Origin of the sequence: Caballeronia sp. LZ024 (assembly GCF_031451455.1) — a bacterium.
Taxonomy (GTDB): Bacteria; Pseudomonadota; Gammaproteobacteria; order Burkholderiales; family Burkholderiaceae; genus Caballeronia; species Caballeronia telluris.
In genome coordinates this window covers 2,396,195-2,412,800 of sequence record NZ_JARUXL010000001.1, presented here as the reverse complement: position 1 = coordinate 2,412,800, position 16,606 = coordinate 2,396,195, and the positions used below count along the sequence as shown (strand labels likewise).

Annotated in this window: 13 protein-coding genes and 1 pseudogene; 9 read left to right on the top strand and 5 right to left on the bottom strand. The window is 65.8% G+C overall.

Annotation, left to right across the window (positions count from 1 at the left end; all coding sequences use genetic code 11):
* Positions 1-2: 2 nt before the first annotated feature.
* Positions 3-272 carry a hypothetical protein gene (locus tag QCE48_RS10910; protein ID WP_309787833.1) on the bottom strand — a complete coding sequence of 90 codons (270 nt, stop codon included), beginning with the start codon at positions 270-272 and terminating at the stop codon, positions 3-5.
* A gap of 230 nt (positions 273-502) precedes the next feature.
* Between QCE48_RS10910 and QCE48_RS10905 the strand changes: the two are divergent.
* The 5 genes and pseudogenes from QCE48_RS10905 to QCE48_RS10885 all read left to right on the top strand — a co-directional run.
* Positions 503-1,405: pseudogene (locus tag QCE48_RS10905) on the top strand (GNAT family N-acetyltransferase); the annotation flags it as partial.
* An 81-nt stretch (positions 1,406-1,486) separates the two neighbouring features.
* Positions 1,487-3,166 carry an NAD+ synthase gene (locus tag QCE48_RS10900; protein WP_309787834.1) on the top strand — a complete coding sequence of 560 codons (1,680 nt, stop codon included), beginning with the start codon at positions 1,487-1,489 and terminating at the stop codon, positions 3,164-3,166.
* 75 nt (positions 3,167-3,241) lie between these two features.
* The gene (gene glnK / locus QCE48_RS10895) at positions 3,242-3,580 is read left to right on the top strand and encodes a P-II family nitrogen regulator (RefSeq protein WP_008342452.1); all 339 of its coding nucleotides are present in this window, start codon (positions 3,242-3,244) and stop codon (positions 3,578-3,580) included.
* Between the two features lie 197 nt (positions 3,581-3,777).
* Positions 3,778-5,538, top strand: coding sequence for a cation:proton antiporter (locus QCE48_RS10890; RefSeq protein ID WP_309787835.1), 1,761 nt, complete (start codon positions 3,778-3,780; stop codon positions 5,536-5,538).
* Positions 5,539-5,673: 135 nt separating this feature from the next.
* Positions 5,674-7,038 carry a type 1 glutamine amidotransferase gene (locus QCE48_RS10885; RefSeq protein ID WP_309787836.1) on the top strand — a complete coding sequence of 455 codons (1,365 nt, stop codon included), beginning with the start codon at positions 5,674-5,676 and terminating at the stop codon, positions 7,036-7,038.
* Between the two features lie 84 nt (positions 7,039-7,122).
* Here QCE48_RS10885 and QCE48_RS10880 read toward each other — a convergent pair whose 3' ends face one another.
* From QCE48_RS10880 to QCE48_RS10870, 3 genes are all read right to left on the bottom strand, one after another.
* A complete protein-coding gene (locus QCE48_RS10880) occupies positions 7,123-7,839 on the bottom strand; it encodes a DUF2968 domain-containing protein (protein WP_309787837.1) in 717 nt (238 codons plus the stop codon).
* Between the two features lie 89 nt (positions 7,840-7,928).
* Positions 7,929-9,167, bottom strand: coding sequence for a hypothetical protein (locus tag QCE48_RS10875; RefSeq protein WP_309787838.1), 1,239 nt, complete (start codon positions 9,165-9,167; stop codon positions 7,929-7,931).
* A gap of 247 nt (positions 9,168-9,414) precedes the next feature.
* Positions 9,415-9,951: a GNAT family N-acetyltransferase gene (locus QCE48_RS10870; protein ID WP_309787839.1), complete on the bottom strand. Its 537-nt coding sequence runs from the start codon at positions 9,949-9,951 to the stop codon at positions 9,415-9,417.
* Positions 9,952-10,161: 210 nt separating this feature from the next.
* Between QCE48_RS10870 and QCE48_RS10865 the strand changes: the two genes are divergently transcribed.
* Positions 10,162-11,457 carry an MFS transporter gene (locus QCE48_RS10865; RefSeq protein ID WP_309787840.1) on the top strand — a complete coding sequence of 432 codons (1,296 nt, stop codon included), beginning with the start codon at positions 10,162-10,164 and terminating at the stop codon, positions 11,455-11,457.
* Between the two features lie 52 nt (positions 11,458-11,509).
* Here QCE48_RS10865 and QCE48_RS10860 read toward each other — a convergent pair whose 3' ends face one another.
* A complete protein-coding gene (locus QCE48_RS10860) occupies positions 11,510-13,360 on the bottom strand; it encodes a tetratricopeptide repeat protein (protein WP_309787841.1) in 1,851 nt (616 codons plus the stop codon).
* A 114-nt stretch (positions 13,361-13,474) separates the two neighbouring features.
* Here QCE48_RS10860 and QCE48_RS10855 point away from each other — a divergent pair, with 114 nt between their 5' ends.
* From QCE48_RS10855 to QCE48_RS10845, 3 genes are all read left to right on the top strand, one after another.
* The gene (locus QCE48_RS10855; protein WP_309787842.1) at positions 13,475-13,819 is read left to right on the top strand and encodes a metalloregulator ArsR/SmtB family transcription factor; all 345 of its coding nucleotides are present in this window, start codon (positions 13,475-13,477) and stop codon (positions 13,817-13,819) included.
* Positions 13,816-14,799: a cation diffusion facilitator family transporter gene (locus QCE48_RS10850; protein WP_309787843.1), complete on the top strand. Its 984-nt coding sequence runs from the start codon at positions 13,816-13,818 to the stop codon at positions 14,797-14,799. The genes QCE48_RS10855 and QCE48_RS10850 overlap by 4 nt, the downstream gene beginning before the upstream one ends.
* Positions 14,800-14,887: 88 nt before the next feature.
* On the top strand, positions 14,888-16,606 hold the full coding sequence (locus tag QCE48_RS10845; protein WP_309787844.1) for an FAD-dependent monooxygenase: 1,719 nt from the start codon (positions 14,888-14,890) through the stop codon (positions 16,604-16,606).

Below are 16,606 nucleotides of genomic sequence, written 5' to 3'. Positions count from 1 at the left end.
ACTTATTTCCATTTCCCTTTCGCAAGCTTGTCCTTGAGTTCACTAATTCGTCGGTGTGCTTCGGGCCGCGGCGTTGCCAGCACTTCGATGGGGATGGTGACGCCAAGGATTTTGGCGAGATTGGAAACATAGGGCCGGCGCTCATCGGGAATGTCTGCTCGGGCTCGTTTGACTCGTTTGATGCCACAGACTGAAATCAGGTACTCGAGCGTTCGCTGGTCACGGGGGGATTCCACGACCACGTCCAGGCCCTGCAGGTCTTCTGGTCGCATGATAGGCTCGGGTCGAGTTAGTCGGTATCAATCGGTTATAGGACGGGCGGGGGCTTGGCGCCAGCGGCTGGCGAGTTTGAGCGCGGTTTTCCTCCCCCGGACCCCCTCCTGCATTCGGGCATGCTTGCCCTCATGCTCCTCGGGTCGTGCTCGACCCTCGGAATTTGAGAGACAATACCCAACAAACCCTAGTGATACAGTTTTGCTTCGCAAAAGGATTGACCACATAAGTTTTCGATCACGCCTGGGCCGACGCCTTCCAGCGCCACGGCATCCGCTACTACCCGAAGGCGCTGTCCGCGGTGCCGTTTTCGCCCGTCACCGGTCCGCGCCTGATCGCGCCGAATCACGAGGACCGCGTGACGCTCGCGCGCGGGGCGATCGAATTGACGAAGCGTCTCGATCTCTCGTCGCTGCACGTGCTGTTTCCGCAGGCCGAGGACGTCGAAGCGCTGACGGAGGCCGGCTACATGCTGCGCGAAGGCGTGCAGTTCCACTGGCAGAACCTGCCCGGCGACGGCTACGAGAGCTTCGCCGCCTTCCTCGCGACGATGAGCCACGACAAGCGCAAGAAGGTGAAGCAGGACCGCCGTCGCGTCGCCGATGCGGGCGTGACCTATACGTGGCTGCGCGGCGCGCAGATCGACACCGTGGCGCTCGACTTCTTCTACGCGTGTTACGAGAACACCTACCGCGAACACTGGAATCCGCCGTACCTGAGCCGCGAATTCTTCGCGCAGGTTCACGCGGCGGCGCCGGACAGCGTGCTGCTCGTGATCGCAGAAGCGGACGGCCAGCGCCTCGCGTGCGCGCTCAACATGATCGGCGGCGACGTGATGTACGGGCGCTACTGGGGCACGCGCGAGTTCATCTCGGGGCTGCACTTCGAGACGTGCTACATGCAAGGCATCGAATACTGCATCGAGCACGGGCTCGCGCGCTTCGAGGGCGGCGCGCAGGGCGTGCACAAGATGTCGCGCGGCATGTTGCCGACGCCGACGTGGTCCGCGCACTGGATCGCCGACCGTCGTTTCGCCCACGCGATCGGCGAATTTCTCGACGCCGAAACCGCCGCGATGGACCAGCACATCGAAGAACTGGAAGCGCATACGCCGTTCAGGAAGAAGACCTGAGGCAGGCGCGAGGACGCAAAAGCCCCGTGCGATAATCGATTGCCTTCGAGCCCCGTTTCAGCGCTTCACACGACTCCCGACATGAAAACCCGAATTGCACTAGCCCAGATCAACGTCACGGTCGGCGATTTCGCCGGCAACGTCGCGAAAATCGTCGATGCCGCGCGCGCCGCGCATCGCGATGGTGCGAAGCTTCTGATTGCGCCCGAACTGGCGCTCTCGGGCTATCCGCCAGAAGATCTGCTGCTGCGTCCCGCGTTCTATCGCGCGAGCGCCGAGGCGCTCGCTTCGCTCGCCGCGCAACTGAAGGCATTCGCGGGCTTGCATGTGATCGTCGGCCATCCGCATCGCGAGAACGACGGCGCGCCCGATCTGCCGATCGCGCGCGGCGTGCCGCCCGTCGATACGTTCAACGCGGCGTCGCTGATCGTCGACGGGGAGATCGTCGGGACCTATCTGAAGCAGGATCTGCCGAACGCCGAAGTTTTCGACGAAAAGCGCTACTTCGCCTCCGATCCCAAACCGTTCGTCTTCGATCTCGACGGCGTGCGCTATGGCGTCGTGATCTGCGAGGACGCGTGGCACGCGTCGGCGGCGCAGCTCGCGAAGGCGGCGGGCGCCGAGGTGCTGCTGATCCCGAACGGCTCGCCGTTTCATCTCGACAAGGAGTCGGTGCGCTACGACATCCTGCGCGCGCGCATCCGCGAGACCGGCCTGCCGATGGTCTACGTGAACCTCGTGGGCGGCCAGGACGAACTGATCTTCGACGGCGGCTCGTTCGTGCTCGATGCGAACGGCGCGCTCGTCGCGAAGATGCCGCAGTTCGAGGAAGCCGTGGGCTATGTCGAATTCGACGGCACCACGCCGGTGCAGGGCACGATTGCCGCGGACCTGTCGGTCGAGGCGCAGGTATATAGCGCGCTCGTCGTCGGCGTGCACGACTACATCGGCAAGAATGGCTTTCCGGGCGTGATCATCGGCTTGTCGGGCGGCGTGGATTCGGCCCTCGTGCTGGCCGTCGCGTGCGATGCGCTCGGGCCCGAACGCGTGCGCGCGGTGATGATGCCCTCGCGCTACACCGCCGACATCTCCACGACGGACGCGCGCGACATGGCCGAACGCGTCGGCGTGAAATACGACGAGATCGCGATCGCGCCGATGTTCGACGCGTTCCGCGGCGCGCTCGCGACGGAGTTCGAAGGCCGCGCCGAAGACGCGACCGAGGAGAACATCCAGGCCCGCATCCGGGGCACGCTCCTGATGGCGCTCTCGAACAAGTTCGGCTCGCTCGTGCTCACGACGGGCAACAAGAGCGAGATGGCGGTCGGCTACTGCACGCTCTACGGCGACATGGCAGGCGGCTTCGCGGTCATCAAGGACATCGCGAAGACGCTCGTGTACCGCGTCTGCCACTATCGCAACGGCGCCGACGCGTATGGCCGCCGCGACGTGATTCCGGAGCGGATCCTGACACGCGCGCCGTCGGCGGAACTGCGCGAGAACCAGACCGACCAGGACAGCCTGCCGCCCTACGAAGTGCTCGACGCGATCATGCGCATGTACATGGAAGAGGACCGTTCGCTCGCGGAGATCGTCGCCGCCGGCTACGCGAGCGACGACGTGAAGCGCGTGACGCGGCTCATCAAGATCAACGAATACAAGCGCCGCCAGGCGCCTATCGGCATTCGCGTGACGCATCGCGCGTTCGGCCGCGACTGGCGTTATCCGATCACCTCGCGGTTTACCGAACCGCTGGCTTGATCAAAGACGTCTAGAATCAAATGCATCTGTCCTGAGTTCCGACCATCCGAACGATTCACCGAAACGAGGCACGCCATGAAACGTATCACCGCAATCATCAAACCGTTCAAGCTCGACGAAGTCCGCGAAGCGCTGGCCGAGGTCGGCCTCACAGGTCTGACGGTCACGGAAGTGAAGGGCTTCGGCCGCCAGAAGGGGCATACCGAGCTGTATCGCGGCGCGGAATACGTCGTCGATTTCCTGCCGAAAGTGAAGATCGAAGTCGTCGTCGCGAATGACCAGACCGACCAGGTCATCGACGCGATCATCGGCGCCGCGCGCACCGGCAAGATCGGCGACGGCAAGATTTTCGTCGCCGATGTCGAGCGCGTCATCCGCATCCGCACCGGCGAGGAAAACGAAGCGGCGGTCTGACGCCGGTTCGTCTTTCCCGCGCATTCATCGCCGGCCTCGACGCGTGCACCATTGCGGCGCGCGTCGTGAGCCGCGCATCACCCGGCGCCGCCGCGACGCGCGCCAACTCGCTCCCGACGTCTTTCGAACGACTGCGACCCGCACGGGTCCATGCGGTAATATCGCCGTCTCCGTATACTTTTTGTAAGGATTTGTGGATGCATCACGCGATCGGCTTCATTCAGGATCTGGCGGTGATCATGGCGATCGCGGGCGTCGTGACGGTGCTGTTCCATCGCCTGAAGCAGCCGGTGGTGCTCGGCTACATCGTGGCGGGCGTGATCATTGGGCCGTACACGCCGCCGTTCCAGCTGATCCACGACGAAGCCACGATCCAGACGCTCGGCGAACTCGGCGTGGTGTTCCTGATGTTTTCGCTGGGACTGGAATTCAGTCTGCGCAAGCTCTTCAAGGTCGGCGCCACCGCGTTCGTCGCGGCGCTTTCCGAGATCGTGCTGATGATCTGGCTCGGCTACGAGATCGGCCGCTGGTTCGGCTGGAATGCGATGGATTCGCTCTTTCTCGGCGCGATGCTCGCGATCTCCTCGACGACGATCATCGTCAAGGCGCTTTCCGAACTCGGCATGAAAGGCGAGGACTTCGCGCAACTCATTTTCGGCATCTTGATCGTCGAGGACATTCTCGCGATTGCAATGCTCGTGCTGCTGTCGGGCATCGCGCAGACGGGTTCGGTGAGCGCGGGCGTCGCGTTCACGACGCTTGGGTCTTTGCTGCTCTTCATGACGGTCTCGCTCGTGGTCGGCATCCTGATCGTGCCGCGCGCGCTCGATTACGTCGCGCGCGCGAAAAGCGACGAGATGTTGCTCGTCACCGTGCTCGGCTTCTGCTTCGGCTTTTGCCTGCTCGTCGTGAAGCTCGACTACAGCATCGCGCTCGGCGCGTTTTTGATCGGCGCGATCATGGCCGAGGCGCGCAGTCTGCATCGCATCGAAAGGCTGATTGCGCCGGTGCGCGACATGTTCTCCGCGATCTTTTTCGTGACCATCGGCCTCCTGCTCAATCCGGCCGTGCTGATCGACTACGCGTGGCCGATCGCGGTGATCACCGTGGCGGTCGTGTTCGGCAAGATCGTGTCGTGCGGGCTCGGCACGTTCCTCGCGGGCAAGGACGGCCGCACGTCGATGCGCGTCGGCATGAGCGTCGCGCAGATCGGCGAGTTCTCGTTCATCATCGCGTCGCTCGGGTTGTCGCTCAAGGTCACGAGCCCTTTCCTCTATCCGATCGCGGTCGCCGTCTCCGCGCTGACGACGCTCTTCACGCCCTACCTGATCCGCGCCGCCGATCCGATCACGATGCGCCTCGCGCGCTCGATGCCCGCGCCGCTCGCCAACACGTTCGGGCTGTATTCGCAGTGGCTCGCGAGCATCGGACCCGATTCGGGCGGACCGACTCTCTTCAGCATGACGCGGCGCATCGTGCTGCAGATCGCCGTGAATCTCGCGCTCGTCGCCGCGATCTTCCTGGGCGCGTCGTACTCGGCGCCGTATGCGACGGGATACCTGTCGCGCTGGCTGCAAACCGACGACATGCAACGCGTCGTCCTGTGGAGCGCGGCGCTCGTCGTTTCGATGCCGTTTCTCGTCGCGGTGTATCGCAAGCTCGATTCGCTCGCGCTGTTGCTCGCCGAGGTGAGCGTGCAGCCGGCGAAGGCGGGGCGTTTCACGAGCGCGATCCGCTCGACGATCTCCGGGCTGATTCCGATCGTCGCGATGTTCGGGGTATTCCTGCTGGTGGCGGCGCTCTCGGGCGCGATCCTGCCGCCGTTCGGGCTGATGGTCGCGGTCCTGCTTTGCGCGGCCCTGTTGCTCACGGTATTGTGGCGCTGGTGCGTGAAGATTCACGCGACGATGCAGATCGCATTGCGCGAGACCTTCGAGGAACCGCGCGATCATTCCTGATTCTTTTCTCAGGTTTTCGATTCGTTCAGTTCCAGCAATAATGTGAGCAATTGTTTGATGGTTTGCCGCGTCCGGACCAGAGGCGGATAATCAAATTCTGTCCATTCTCACAGCGCTTCATGCGCCTGAAACGGAATGAGCGAAAACAAAACGCCTGACGCTGGCCCCGCCGGCACTCAATCTTCTTCCGCCGCCGCATCGTCGGCCGGCGCCGACAGCAAAGCGGCGTCGTCCGCGACGTCTGCTCCCGGCCCCCAGGCGAGCGCCGCCGAGCGCGCATCGACCGACCAGCCCGCGAGCGCCTCCAACGTTGAACCCGCCGACAAGCCCGCCGCCCAGCGCGCGGATGCGCGCGAGGCGCGGGCATCCGCGGCGAGCGCAACGGCCGCGCAAGAAGCGGCTGCCCGCGCGGTCGGATCGACGTCGGCGAAGGCGAGTCTCGCGGCGAACGTCGAATCGGCGACCGAAGCCGAAGCCGCCCTCGCCGCCGAGGCAGGCGACACGATCGACATGCCCGCGACCACCGCATCGCCGCGCGCGCTGCCGCCGGAATTCAGCTCGACGCCCGACATCACCGCCGCCAATCCGCCGCCGCCGATTCCGCCCGAAGCGCAGGCGCCGCCCGCGTATCTGCGCAAGACGGACTCGGCATGGTCGGTGTTCGGCCGCGTGATCGCGGCGCGCACGCGTCAGATCTTCGATCGCGCCGGGCAGCGGATCACGCAGCGCACGTTGCGCATCGGCGTGTCGGCGCGGATCTTTCATCCGGAGCCGGGCGCGAAAGGCCTGCGCGGCAAGACGCTGCAATATCTGGAGGAATCGATCGCGCACTGGGTCATGTCGCGCGACGTGCTCGTGTTCATGATCCCGACGGTCGGCCATCAGGGCATGCTGCATCCGAGCAATATTCGTCTGCGCGACTACGCGAAGCATCTCGACGGCCTGCTGCTGCAAGGCGGCGCCGACGTCTCGCCGCAGTCCTACGAGGAAGCGGCGACGCGTCCCGAATGGCCGGGCGACCGCGTGCGCGACATGTACGAGCTGGAACTGCTGCACGAGTTCATCGAGTCGGGCAAGCCCGTGCTCGGCGTGTGCCGCGGCTGCCAGCTGATCAACGTCGCGTTCGGCGGGACGCTGTATCAGGACATCGCGACCGATGTGCCGACGGCGGGCATCCACGTCAACGAGCAATACGACCAGCACCGCCACTCGATCCGTTTCCCCGACGGCTCGACGCTCGCGAACATGTTTCCGGGACACCGCGACGCCATGGTGAACTCGATCCACCACCAGGCGGTGCGGACCATCGGGCGCGATCTGAACATCGAGGCGGTGTCGGCGTCGGACGGGATCATCGAGGCCGTGCGCTACCGGCGCGCGCCGTTCGTGGTCGGCGTGCAGTGGCATCCGGAGTTTCATCGCGCGGGCGGCGAGGAACTGCTCGACTGCACGCCGCTTCTCGATACGTTCCTGCGTGTCGCGCGGGAAACACGCTTCTAGCGCTGCGTTTGCGGCGTCGTTGAAAAGCAGAAAGCCCGCTTGCATGCGGGCTTTCTGCTTTCCTGCGATCGGGAATGGAACGGCTCAGCGCTCCGACGCGCCGAGCGAAGGCAAGCCGGACTCCGTCTGACGCTGAAGCTGCTCGACCTGCAACTGCAACGCGCGCAGCTTGCGCTCGGCTGTGAGCTTGTCGCCCTGAAGCGTCGCCGATTCCGCCTGCAACTGCTGCTGCCGCTGCGAGACTTCGTTGTCCTGCGCCCGCGCGATCGACAGATCGGCGGAAAGGCGTTTCGCGCGGTCGTCGGAGACGGCGATCACGCGTTCCAGCAGCGCCTTCTGCGCCTGCAACTGCATGCGGCGAATCTCGTTTTCGGCGAGGTCGTAGCTCTTGCGCGCGAATTGAGCGTAGACCGTATCGGCGCGGACGTCGTCCTGGGTCTTCACGACGCGCCAGAAGCGCTTGTCCTGAAAGAGCGCGACGTAATACACCATCTCCTGCGGATAGAAGAAGAGCGTCGCGCCGTAGCTGCCGTTGTAGGTCGTGCGCAGTTCGGTGAGCTGTCCGGTCTGCACCATCTGCCTGAGTTCCGCGACGTTGCCCTGCGCCTGTGACGGGGAGAGCGCGTCGGAGAGATCGTCGACGTCGCTGGCCGGGAGCGCGGCGGGTGTCGGCGCTGTTGTGGCGCTTGCCGGACGGGGCGCCGCGAGCAATTCGAGCGCATGCGCGGCGGGCGCGAGCGCACCGCAAAGGGCGATTGCGACGGCAAGCGTCGCGTGCCGCAAATGAAGGGTAGACGTCATGGTGGCCTGGCGCCGATAAAGTGGATGAAGCGAATGAGGGCGCACTCGCGGGGCGGGTCGAGCGAGCGCGGATAAAAAGGGTGGGCGGATCACTTCATGAACTCGCCGGGCGCGTCGGTCACGCGCTGCTTCGACAACTGCACGCCGGCGCTCGACGCGTTGCCCGCCTGCACGCGGCCGCGCGGTCCGGAACGGGCGAGCGAACTGTTGTCGTCGAGGGTGGGCGAATGCTGGAGCATGTCGTACATCTCGGCGACGCTCATCGTGCGACTCGCCGGCGGCGCGGCCGGTTTGGCATCCTGATGCACGACGAGAGGCACGGCCGCGCGACGGCTGATGCGAGTCGCGTCCGCTTGAGCGTCGCGCGTCGCGATGAGCCGATCGTAGGCGACGGCGCGCGCCGAATTCGCCGATGCGTCGGCGCCGCGCCGCTTGCCGCGGTGCTGATCGACGCGGGCTTCGCGCGTCGCGCGCAGCGACTTCGTCGTGACATGCGAGGGCGCGGGATAGATCTCGCTCGCTCTCGAGTGCGCCGCTGCGGTTTTGACTTCGCTCTTCGCCGCGATTTTCGAAGACTTGTGCAAGACGCGGGCTGGGCTCGACGTCTTGCTGGAAAGCGACGGCACAGCGGACGCGACATCGCGCGCGACGCTATTCGTGGCCTTGGCGGCGACCGGATCGGTCGCGGCCGGGAACGCGCGCGCGACGACCGGACCTGCGCTTGCAGCACCCATATGAAGCGCACTTGCCGCACTGGCCGGAGCCGCGCTCACCGAAACAATCGGCGCGGCGCTTGCCGGAGCGGCCGCCGCGGCATGCTCCGCAACGACCGGTGCAGCTTGCGCGGCCGGCGTGATCGCCTGCGGTTGCTCGTCGCGCTTCGGGCCGTGCTCGGTGCCGAACATGAGCCAGGCGAGAGCGCCGGCGCTCGCGAGCGCGATCGCGCCGCCCGCGAGCTTCCTGCTGGCGACGCGCTTGACTGGAGGAATCGCGGAGGGAGCCGCCGCGTCCGACGCGGTGGATTCGAATGGGACCGGCGACGGAGCCGCGCCCCCGGTGAGGCGCCCAATGAACGCGTCGAAATCCGGGCGGGGGAAGTTGTGCCAGAGACTGGCGGGCGTGTACAACGAAGTCACGTCGCGGATCGTCAGCGCGCTGACATAAGCGGTCAGCAGCCTGGCGGCGTAGAACGGCACCTCATACTCGGAGAACACGGGCCGCGCATGAACCGCCGTCCATTCGTGCCCGAAGGACGCGGCCAGATTGGCGAGTGGGTACAAGGTGGGCAAAAGCAGATCGCCTTGTACATCGATCATGGGAGCGGTCATGGGTCTTCTCGGGTCCGAATTCGTGCGTCTTGAGTGCTCTTCTTTTCATCGAGCAACCTGCACGTGCTAGCCAGATGGCTATGTGCCAGACACGGGTATCGGAGGCGCAATACCCGGAGCAGCGACGAAAGCCCGGCGATCATACGGACCGGCGAAGTCGAAAACGATAAGAATTGTCCGATTTAACTTTTTAACAAACGGCTTGCCTTGACAGGCTTCAGCCGATGCGATAAAGGCGGCGCCCGTCTCATTCCAGCGCCAGCACATAGACGAGAGAAACGACGTCGATGCCGCCCATGCGATCGTCCTCGCGTGCGGCGAAGCGCCAGCCGCGCGATTCGTAGAAGCCCATCGCGGGCTGATTGCCTTCGAGCACCGACAGATGCAGTTGGTGCGCGCCGCGTTCACGCGCCCACGCCTGTGCGGCGGCGAGCATGGCCGTGCCCGCGCCGGCGCCCTTGAATCCCGGCAGCGCATGGAGGTTGTCGACGAGAACGCTGCCGTTGGCGTCCGGATCGACGAGGCAGACGAAGCCGATCGGCGCTCCGTCCAGTTCCGCGACCCACGCGATGCCTTCGCCCGCATCGATCGCTTCCATGCGTTTTATCCAGTGCGCCGTGCGCTCCGCGGGCGCTTCGTTGTCGAGGAACGTGTCGGGCAGGATGCCACGATAAGTCGCCGCCCAGCTTTGCGCGTGCATCTGTGCGATCAGCGCAGCGTCGGTGTGCGTCGCCTTGCGAAGACGTAAGAAACGAGATGCGGATGTATGCTTAGAGATAGACATATGTAAGGCGATGTTAATGTAAAAATGATCGAAATTAGCCGACGTTAGGACGCGCGCAATCCGCTTGGCGGCGTTAATATTGGGCGTCCCCGGATTTCAAAAGTCCTACGGGAAAACCCTTATCTCGGCAGCCGGTGCTGCCACCGTCGACAGCCCTCGGCGGCGGCTCGTTTTTAGAAAGCACCGGCGCCCGGTCCAATCGAGAGAGTCATGTCCACGTCACACCCCATTCTCGCCAACGAGTCCAAGTTCAAGACGGTATTCCGCGTCGTCAGCGGTAACTTTCTTGAAATGTACGACTTCATGGTCTACGGCTACTACGCCTCGGCGATCGCCAAGACCTATTTCCCGACCGGCGACGAGTTCGCCTCGCTGATGCTCGCGCTGTCCGTGTTCGGCGCGGGCTTCCTGATGCGGCCGGTCGGCGCCATCGTGCTCGGCGCATATATCGACCACCACGGCCGGCGCAAGGGCCTCATCCTCACGCTCACACTGATGGCGATCGGCACCGCGTGCGTCGCGCTCGTGCCCGGCTACGCGACGATCGGCGCGCTCGCGCCGGTCATCGTGCTCGGCGGGCGTCTGCTGCAGGGCTTCTCGGCGGGCGTGGAACTCGGCGGCGTGTCGGTGTACCTGTCGGAGATCGCGACGAAGGGCAACAAGGGCTTCTATTGCTCGTGGCAGTCGGGCAGCCAGCAGGTCGCGGTCGTGTTCGCCGCGCTGATCGGCGTGATCATGAACCGCGTGCTGCCGCCCGAGCAGATGACCGCCTGGGGCTGGCGCGTGCCGTTCCTGATCGGCTGCCTGATCGTGCCGTTTCTCTTCATCATTCGCCGCTCGCTGCGCGAAACCGACGAGTTCCTCGCCCGCAAGCATCGTCCGAGCATGGGCGAGATCGCGAAGTCGATGGTGCAGAACTGGAACATCGTGATCGCGGGAATGGGCATGGTCATCATGACGACCGTGTCGTTCTACATGATCACCGCCTACACGCCGACCTTCGGCAAGGAAGTGCTGAAGATGTCGGCGATCGACACGCTCGTCGTGACGGTGTGCGTCGGCTTGTCGAATCTCGTGTGGCTGCCGGTGATGGGCGCGATGTCCGATCGCGTCGGCCGTCGTCCGGTGCTGCTCGTCTTCACGATCCTCACGATCCTGACGTCGTATCCGGCCGTGCAGTGGCTCGTCGCGGACCCGTCGTTCCTGCGTCTGCTCGGCGTCGAACTGTGGCTCTCGTTCCTCTACGGCAGCTACAACGGCGCGATGGTCGTGGCGCTGACCGAAGTCATGCCGGTCGACGTGCGCACCACGGGCTTCTCGATGGCCTACAGCCTTGCGACGACCATCGGCGGCTTCACGCCCGCGATCTCGACCTACCTGATCCACGCAACCGGCAACAAGGCCGCGCCGGGCCTGTGGATGGGACTCGCGGCGATCTGCGGCCTGATCGCGACGCTCGTGCTGTACCGCTCGCCCGAGGCGCGCAACCAGTACAAGACGGCGTAACGGTCGCGCCAAAAACAAAACCCTTCGCGTCCATCGGGCGCGAGGGTTTTTTTCATGCGTCGCGCACCGCCGCCGCGACCTGCGCGACGACATCCGCCCACGCACCCGGCGCGCTCTGTCGATAAAGCCGCGCCTTCGGATACCACGCGCTCGACGGCGTGTCGATGCCCCAGCGCCAGTCGGCGGCATGCGGCAGCATCAGCCAGAGCGGCTTGCCGAGCGCGCCGGCCAGATGCGCGACCGACGTATCCACCGACACCACGCCATCCAGCCGGTCCACGATCGCACCGGTATCGGCGAAATTGCCGAGCCCGCCGTCGAGCCGGTGAATCGAATTCGCGTGGGGATGCGCATCGAGCGCGGCGCGTTCCTCGCTCGTGAGGACCGGCTGCAGCGCGATCCAGTCTATGCCTTCGAGCGCGAAAAGCGGATCGAGCAGCGCGAGCGGCATCGAACGCGTCTCGCCCGGTTGCAGCCGCCCCGACCACGCGATGCCGATCTTGCGTTTCGCCTGCCCGCCGATCGACCCGCGCCACTTGCGCCGGTAAGCCGCCGCAATCACGAGATACGGCGTGCGGGCGGGAATCGATTCGAGCGTCGTCATGCCGAGCGCGAGCGGCAGGCTCATGAGCGGACAGAACGCGTCGGCCTTCCAGGGAGAGTCGGCGCTGCTCGCGAGTTCGATCCGCGCTGCCTGCGCCGCGGGTTCGAGAAGCGGCAGGAGCGCCGGTTGCACTTGCAAGACGAGACGCCCGACGCGCTTCGCGGCGAACGGCGCGAAGCGCATGAACTGCAGCGTGTCGCCGAAGCCCTGTTCGCCGCGCACGAGCAGCGTGCGGCCGGGCATCGGTTCGCCGCTCCAGCGCGGCAGCGGCGGCGCTTTTTCCGCACCGGGCGTGGCGAGGCGCCATTCGTAGGCAGGCAGGCCGCGCGCGTAGTCGCCCAGGGCGAGCAGCGCGAGCGCGCGGTTCAGATGCGCGGCCGGTTGCTCGCGATCGAGGCGCAACGCCTGATCGAACGCGCGGATCGCCGCCGGATGATTGCCGAGCGCGAGATGGGAATTGCCGAGTTGCAGCCACGCGACGCCATACTTCGGATCGAGCCCGACCGCGCGCTCGAAGCGCGGCAGCGCTTCTTCATAACGGCCGAGCGCGGCGAGCGCATGCCCGAGCGCGAAGTGCCCCGGCGCGAACTGCGGCTGCATGCGGATCGTCGTCGCGAGCGCGTCGACGGCCTGCGCGGGCTTGCCTGCCGCATCGAGCAGATTGCCGAGGTTGAAATGCGCGGCGACGTAATTCGGTTCGGCGTCGATGGCGGCGCGAAACTGCGCGATCGCGCCGTCGCGGTCGCCGAGCGCGTTGAGCGCCATGCCGAGATTGTTGTGCGCGCCCGCGTGACGCGGACGCAGCGCGAGCGCGCGGCGAAACGCCTTCGCGGCATCGTCGAAACGGGAGAGCGCGGCGAGCGCGTTGCCGAAGTTGTTCCACGCCGCGGCGTCGCCGGGTTGCAGGCGCAGCGTTTTTTCGAACGCATCGGCGGCGTCTTCGTGACGGCCGACCGCCGTGTAGGCGTTGCCGAGGTTGTATTGCGCGAGCGTGAAACCCGGCTTCAGCGTGAGCGCGTTGCGAAAGCGCTCGATGGCGTCGTCGATGCGTCCGAGCGCCTTCAACGCATTGCCGAGATTGAGCTGGAGCCCCGCGTCGGTCGGACGCAGGTCCACCGCGCGGCGCACGAGCGCGGCCGCTTCCGCGTGCTGGCCTTGCTGGTGGCGCAGCACGCCGAGCAGATGCAAGGCGTCGACGTGGCGAGGTTCGGCGGCGATCGCGGCCTGATAGTCGCGTTCCGCTTCGGTCAGGCGGCCGTCACGATGGGCCGCGAAACCGCGGGCAAATACAGTGTCCATGAAGGGAAAAGAATGCGAACGCCGCATTTTCCCACATCGGCGATGCCGGTCCGCAAGATTGACAGACCGCGTGGCGAATCTATAACATATGAACACGTATTCACATGTTATGGGATGAAGGGCACCGTGGGCTCGATCTTCACCGCTTCCGACGACCGCGTGGTTCCGCTCGCGGATCTCTTCCGACTGCTCGGCGATCCGACGCGCCTGCGTATCGTGCTCGCGTGCGTCGACGAGAAGCGCGCGGTGGGCGCGATCGCGGAGACGCTCGGCTTGTCGGGCTCGCTCGTGAGCCATCACTTGCGCCTGTTGCGGGCTGCGCGCGTCGTGCGGGCCGAACGGCAGGGCAAGCAGGTCTTCTATCTCGCGGCCGACCGTCACATCAGCGCGATGATCGGTGAACTGCTCGAACACGTCGCCGAGCCGCAGGCCGATTTCCGACCGGACAACGAGTCATGAACACGCACACGCACGACCATCACGCGCATTCCCACGATCACGATCACGACGGCCACAAGCACGATCACGATCACGGTCACGGCGGGCATCATCATCATCACGCGCCGCAGGAAGGCCAGGGCCGCGTCTTCGCGCTCGCGGTCGGGCTGAACATGCTGATCGTGGTCGTGCAGGGCATCTACGGTTTCCTGGCCCATTCGACCGCGCTGCTCGCCGACGCCGGCCACAATCTCTCCGACGTCCTCGGCCTCCTGCTCGCCTGGGGCGCGGTGTGGCTTGGCAAGCGCCAGCCGTCGCAGCGCTATACGTTCGGCCTCGGCAGTTCGTCGATTCTCGCCTCGCTCGCGAACGCCGCACTCCTGCTGTTCGCGTGCGGCGCGATCGCGCTCGAAGCGATCCAGCGGCTTCTGAACCCGGCGCCCGTCGCGGGCCTCGACGTGTTCGTGGTCGCGACGCTCGGCCTTGTCGTGAACGGCTTCTCGGCGTGGCTCTTCATGCGCGGCAGCAAGGAAGACCTGAACGTGCGCGGCGCTTTCCTGCACATGGCCGCCGACGCCGCGATCTCCGCCGCCGTCGCCGTGAGCGGCCTCGTGATCCTGTACACGGGCGCAAGCTGGATCGATCCGCTGATGAGCCTCGTCGTGGTCGCGGTGATCGTCTACGGCACCTGGGGACTCGGGCGCGACGCGATGCGCCTCGCGATGGCGGCCGTGCCGCCTTCGGTCGACATGACGCGTATCCGGCAATACCTGGCGGAGATTCCGGGCGTCGACGACGTGCACGACCTTCACGTGTGGGCGCTCTCGACGACCGAAAACGCCATGACCGCGCATCTGGTGATGCCGGAGGGCCATCCCGGCGATGCGTTCGTCGACGGCATCGTGGACACGCTGCGCGCCGACTACGCGATGCATCACGCGACGCTGCAGGTCGAACTCGGGACGACGCATCACCGTTGTGCGCTGCACGCGCGCGCGTAAGGGCGCGGCCACGCAGCGAGGCTTCCCTCAGCCGAAACAGGGCACGCGCGGCGTACACTTGAGGACGTGATGATTCAGGGAGGAGTGCATGTTTGCGCCAAAGGTGAATCCCCACGACAAGCTCGATGTGGCGCCGGTCCTGATCGTCGGCGCGGGCCCGACGGGTCTCGCCGCCGCGATGAGTCTCGCCCGCGCGCACATCCCGGTGCGGCTCGTCGACCGCGCCCGCGAGCCGTCGCCGTATTCACGCGCGATCGGCATCCAGGCGCGCACGCTCGAACTGCTCGAACAGCATCGCATCGCGCAGCCGTTCCTCGAACTCGGCCATCGCGCGCGCGTCGCGAATCTCTACTCGAACGGCCAGCGGCTCGCGCGGCTCGATTTCGATCCGCTCCAGACACGCTATCCGTACCTGCTGTTTCTCGACCAGTCGCAAACCGAGCGGCTGCTCACCGAGCATCTGAAGACCTTCGGCGTGTGGATCGAGCGCGGCGTCGAGCTCACGGATTTTTCGCAGGGCGCGGCGGGCGTGCAGGCGACGTTGCGTCATGCGAACGGGCGCGACGAACTGTTGCGTCCGTCGTACATGATCGCCTGCGATGGCGCGCACAGCATGGTGCGGCATCGGCTCGACATCGGCTTTACCGGCAAGACCTTCGAACAGACCTTCCTGCTCGCCGACCTGCAGGCCGACTCCGACTGGCCCGACGACGAGTTCCACATCTTCGCGTCGGGCGCCGGACTCGCGGCGCTCTTCCCGATGGGCGACGGCCGCGCGCGCCTGATCGCCGACCTGCACTCGCCGCCCGAGTCCGACCACGGCCCGTCGCTCGACGACTGCCGCGCGATCGTCGAGCGGCGTATTCATCATCGCGTGACGCTGTCGGAGATCGGCTGGTCGTCGTATTTCCGGCTCAACAGCCGCATGGTTGACCGGCTGCGCGTGGACCGCATCTTCCTCGCCGGCGACGCGGCGCACGTGCACAGCCCCGCTGGCGCGCAGGGCATGAACACGGGCATTCAGGAGGCGCTCAATCTCGGCTGGAAGATCGCGCGCATGCTGTCGGGCGGCGCGTCGGACCGGCTGCTCGACAGCTATCACACCGAGCGCCATCCGATCGAGCGCGACGTGCTGCGCCAGTCGAGCATGCTCACGCAGATGGCGGAGGCAGAGCATGGTCCGATGAAGCTGATGCGCGATCACGTGATGCCCGCGCTTGCCGCGATCGGCCCGTTACGCGACGCGATGCGGCGCACGGTGAGCGAGCTGTCGATCCAGTACCGGCGCTCGCCGCTTACGCTTGAGCGTCTGCTCGACGGCGGTCCGCGCGCGGGCGAACGTGCGCCGGATGCGCGGGTGCATGTGCTCGACGGGCCGCTCGGACGTGCGCCCGGCTTCTGCTGTCTCTACGACCTGCACGATCCGGCGTATTTCTCGCTCTTCTTGCTGATCACCCCGGAAGGCGCCGACGACATCGCGCTCGCGCCTGCGACCATCACGGTGGCGCACGCGATGCGCGATCCCGATCTGAACGGGCTCGCGGAACAGGTGGAGCGGGTGCTGCCCAATGCCGTGCGCGTGTGGCGCATCACCGACATCATGCAAGGCGAGGGCGCGCAATCGCTGACCGACAACTACGGACGCACGCGGCCGTCGTTCTATCTGGTGCGCCCGGACGGCTACATCGCGACGCGCGGACGGGCGCCGTCCGACGTGCACGGTCTGTTGCGTCACTGCGAGACGTGGTTCAGCGCGAACGCGTCCGCGGGCGACGAACCCACGGACGCGCCTTACCGCGAAGACTGA

Coding starts and splice junctions, on each gene's coding strand:
- glnK (WP_008342452.1), top strand. CDS start 3,242: ATGAAACGTATCACCGCAATCATCAAACCGTTCAAGCTCGACGAAGTC.
- QCE48_RS10880 (WP_309787837.1), bottom strand. CDS start 7,839: ATGACGTCTACCCTTCATTTGCGGCACGCGACGCTTGCCGTCGCAATC.
- QCE48_RS10900 (WP_309787834.1), top strand. CDS start 1,487: ATGAAAACCCGAATTGCACTAGCCCAGATCAACGTCACGGTCGGCGAT.
- QCE48_RS10885 (WP_309787836.1), top strand. CDS start 5,674: ATGAGCGAAAACAAAACGCCTGACGCTGGCCCCGCCGGCACTCAATCT.
- QCE48_RS10870 (WP_309787839.1), bottom strand. CDS start 9,951: ATGTCTATCTCTAAGCATACATCCGCATCTCGTTTCTTACGTCTTCGC.
- QCE48_RS10910 (WP_309787833.1), bottom strand. CDS start 272: ATGCGACCAGAAGACCTGCAGGGCCTGGACGTGGTCGTGGAATCCCCC.
- QCE48_RS10845 (WP_309787844.1), top strand. CDS start 14,888: ATGTTTGCGCCAAAGGTGAATCCCCACGACAAGCTCGATGTGGCGCCG.
- QCE48_RS10875 (WP_309787838.1), bottom strand. CDS start 9,167: ATGACCGCTCCCATGATCGATGTACAAGGCGATCTGCTTTTGCCCACC.
- QCE48_RS10850 (WP_309787843.1), top strand. CDS start 13,816: ATGAACACGCACACGCACGACCATCACGCGCATTCCCACGATCACGAT.
- QCE48_RS10890 (WP_309787835.1), top strand. CDS start 3,778: ATGCATCACGCGATCGGCTTCATTCAGGATCTGGCGGTGATCATGGCG.
- QCE48_RS10855 (WP_309787842.1), top strand. CDS start 13,475: ATGAAGGGCACCGTGGGCTCGATCTTCACCGCTTCCGACGACCGCGTG.
- QCE48_RS10865 (WP_309787840.1), top strand. CDS start 10,162: ATGTCCACGTCACACCCCATTCTCGCCAACGAGTCCAAGTTCAAGACG.
- QCE48_RS10860 (WP_309787841.1), bottom strand. CDS start 13,360: ATGGACACTGTATTTGCCCGCGGTTTCGCGGCCCATCGTGACGGCCGC.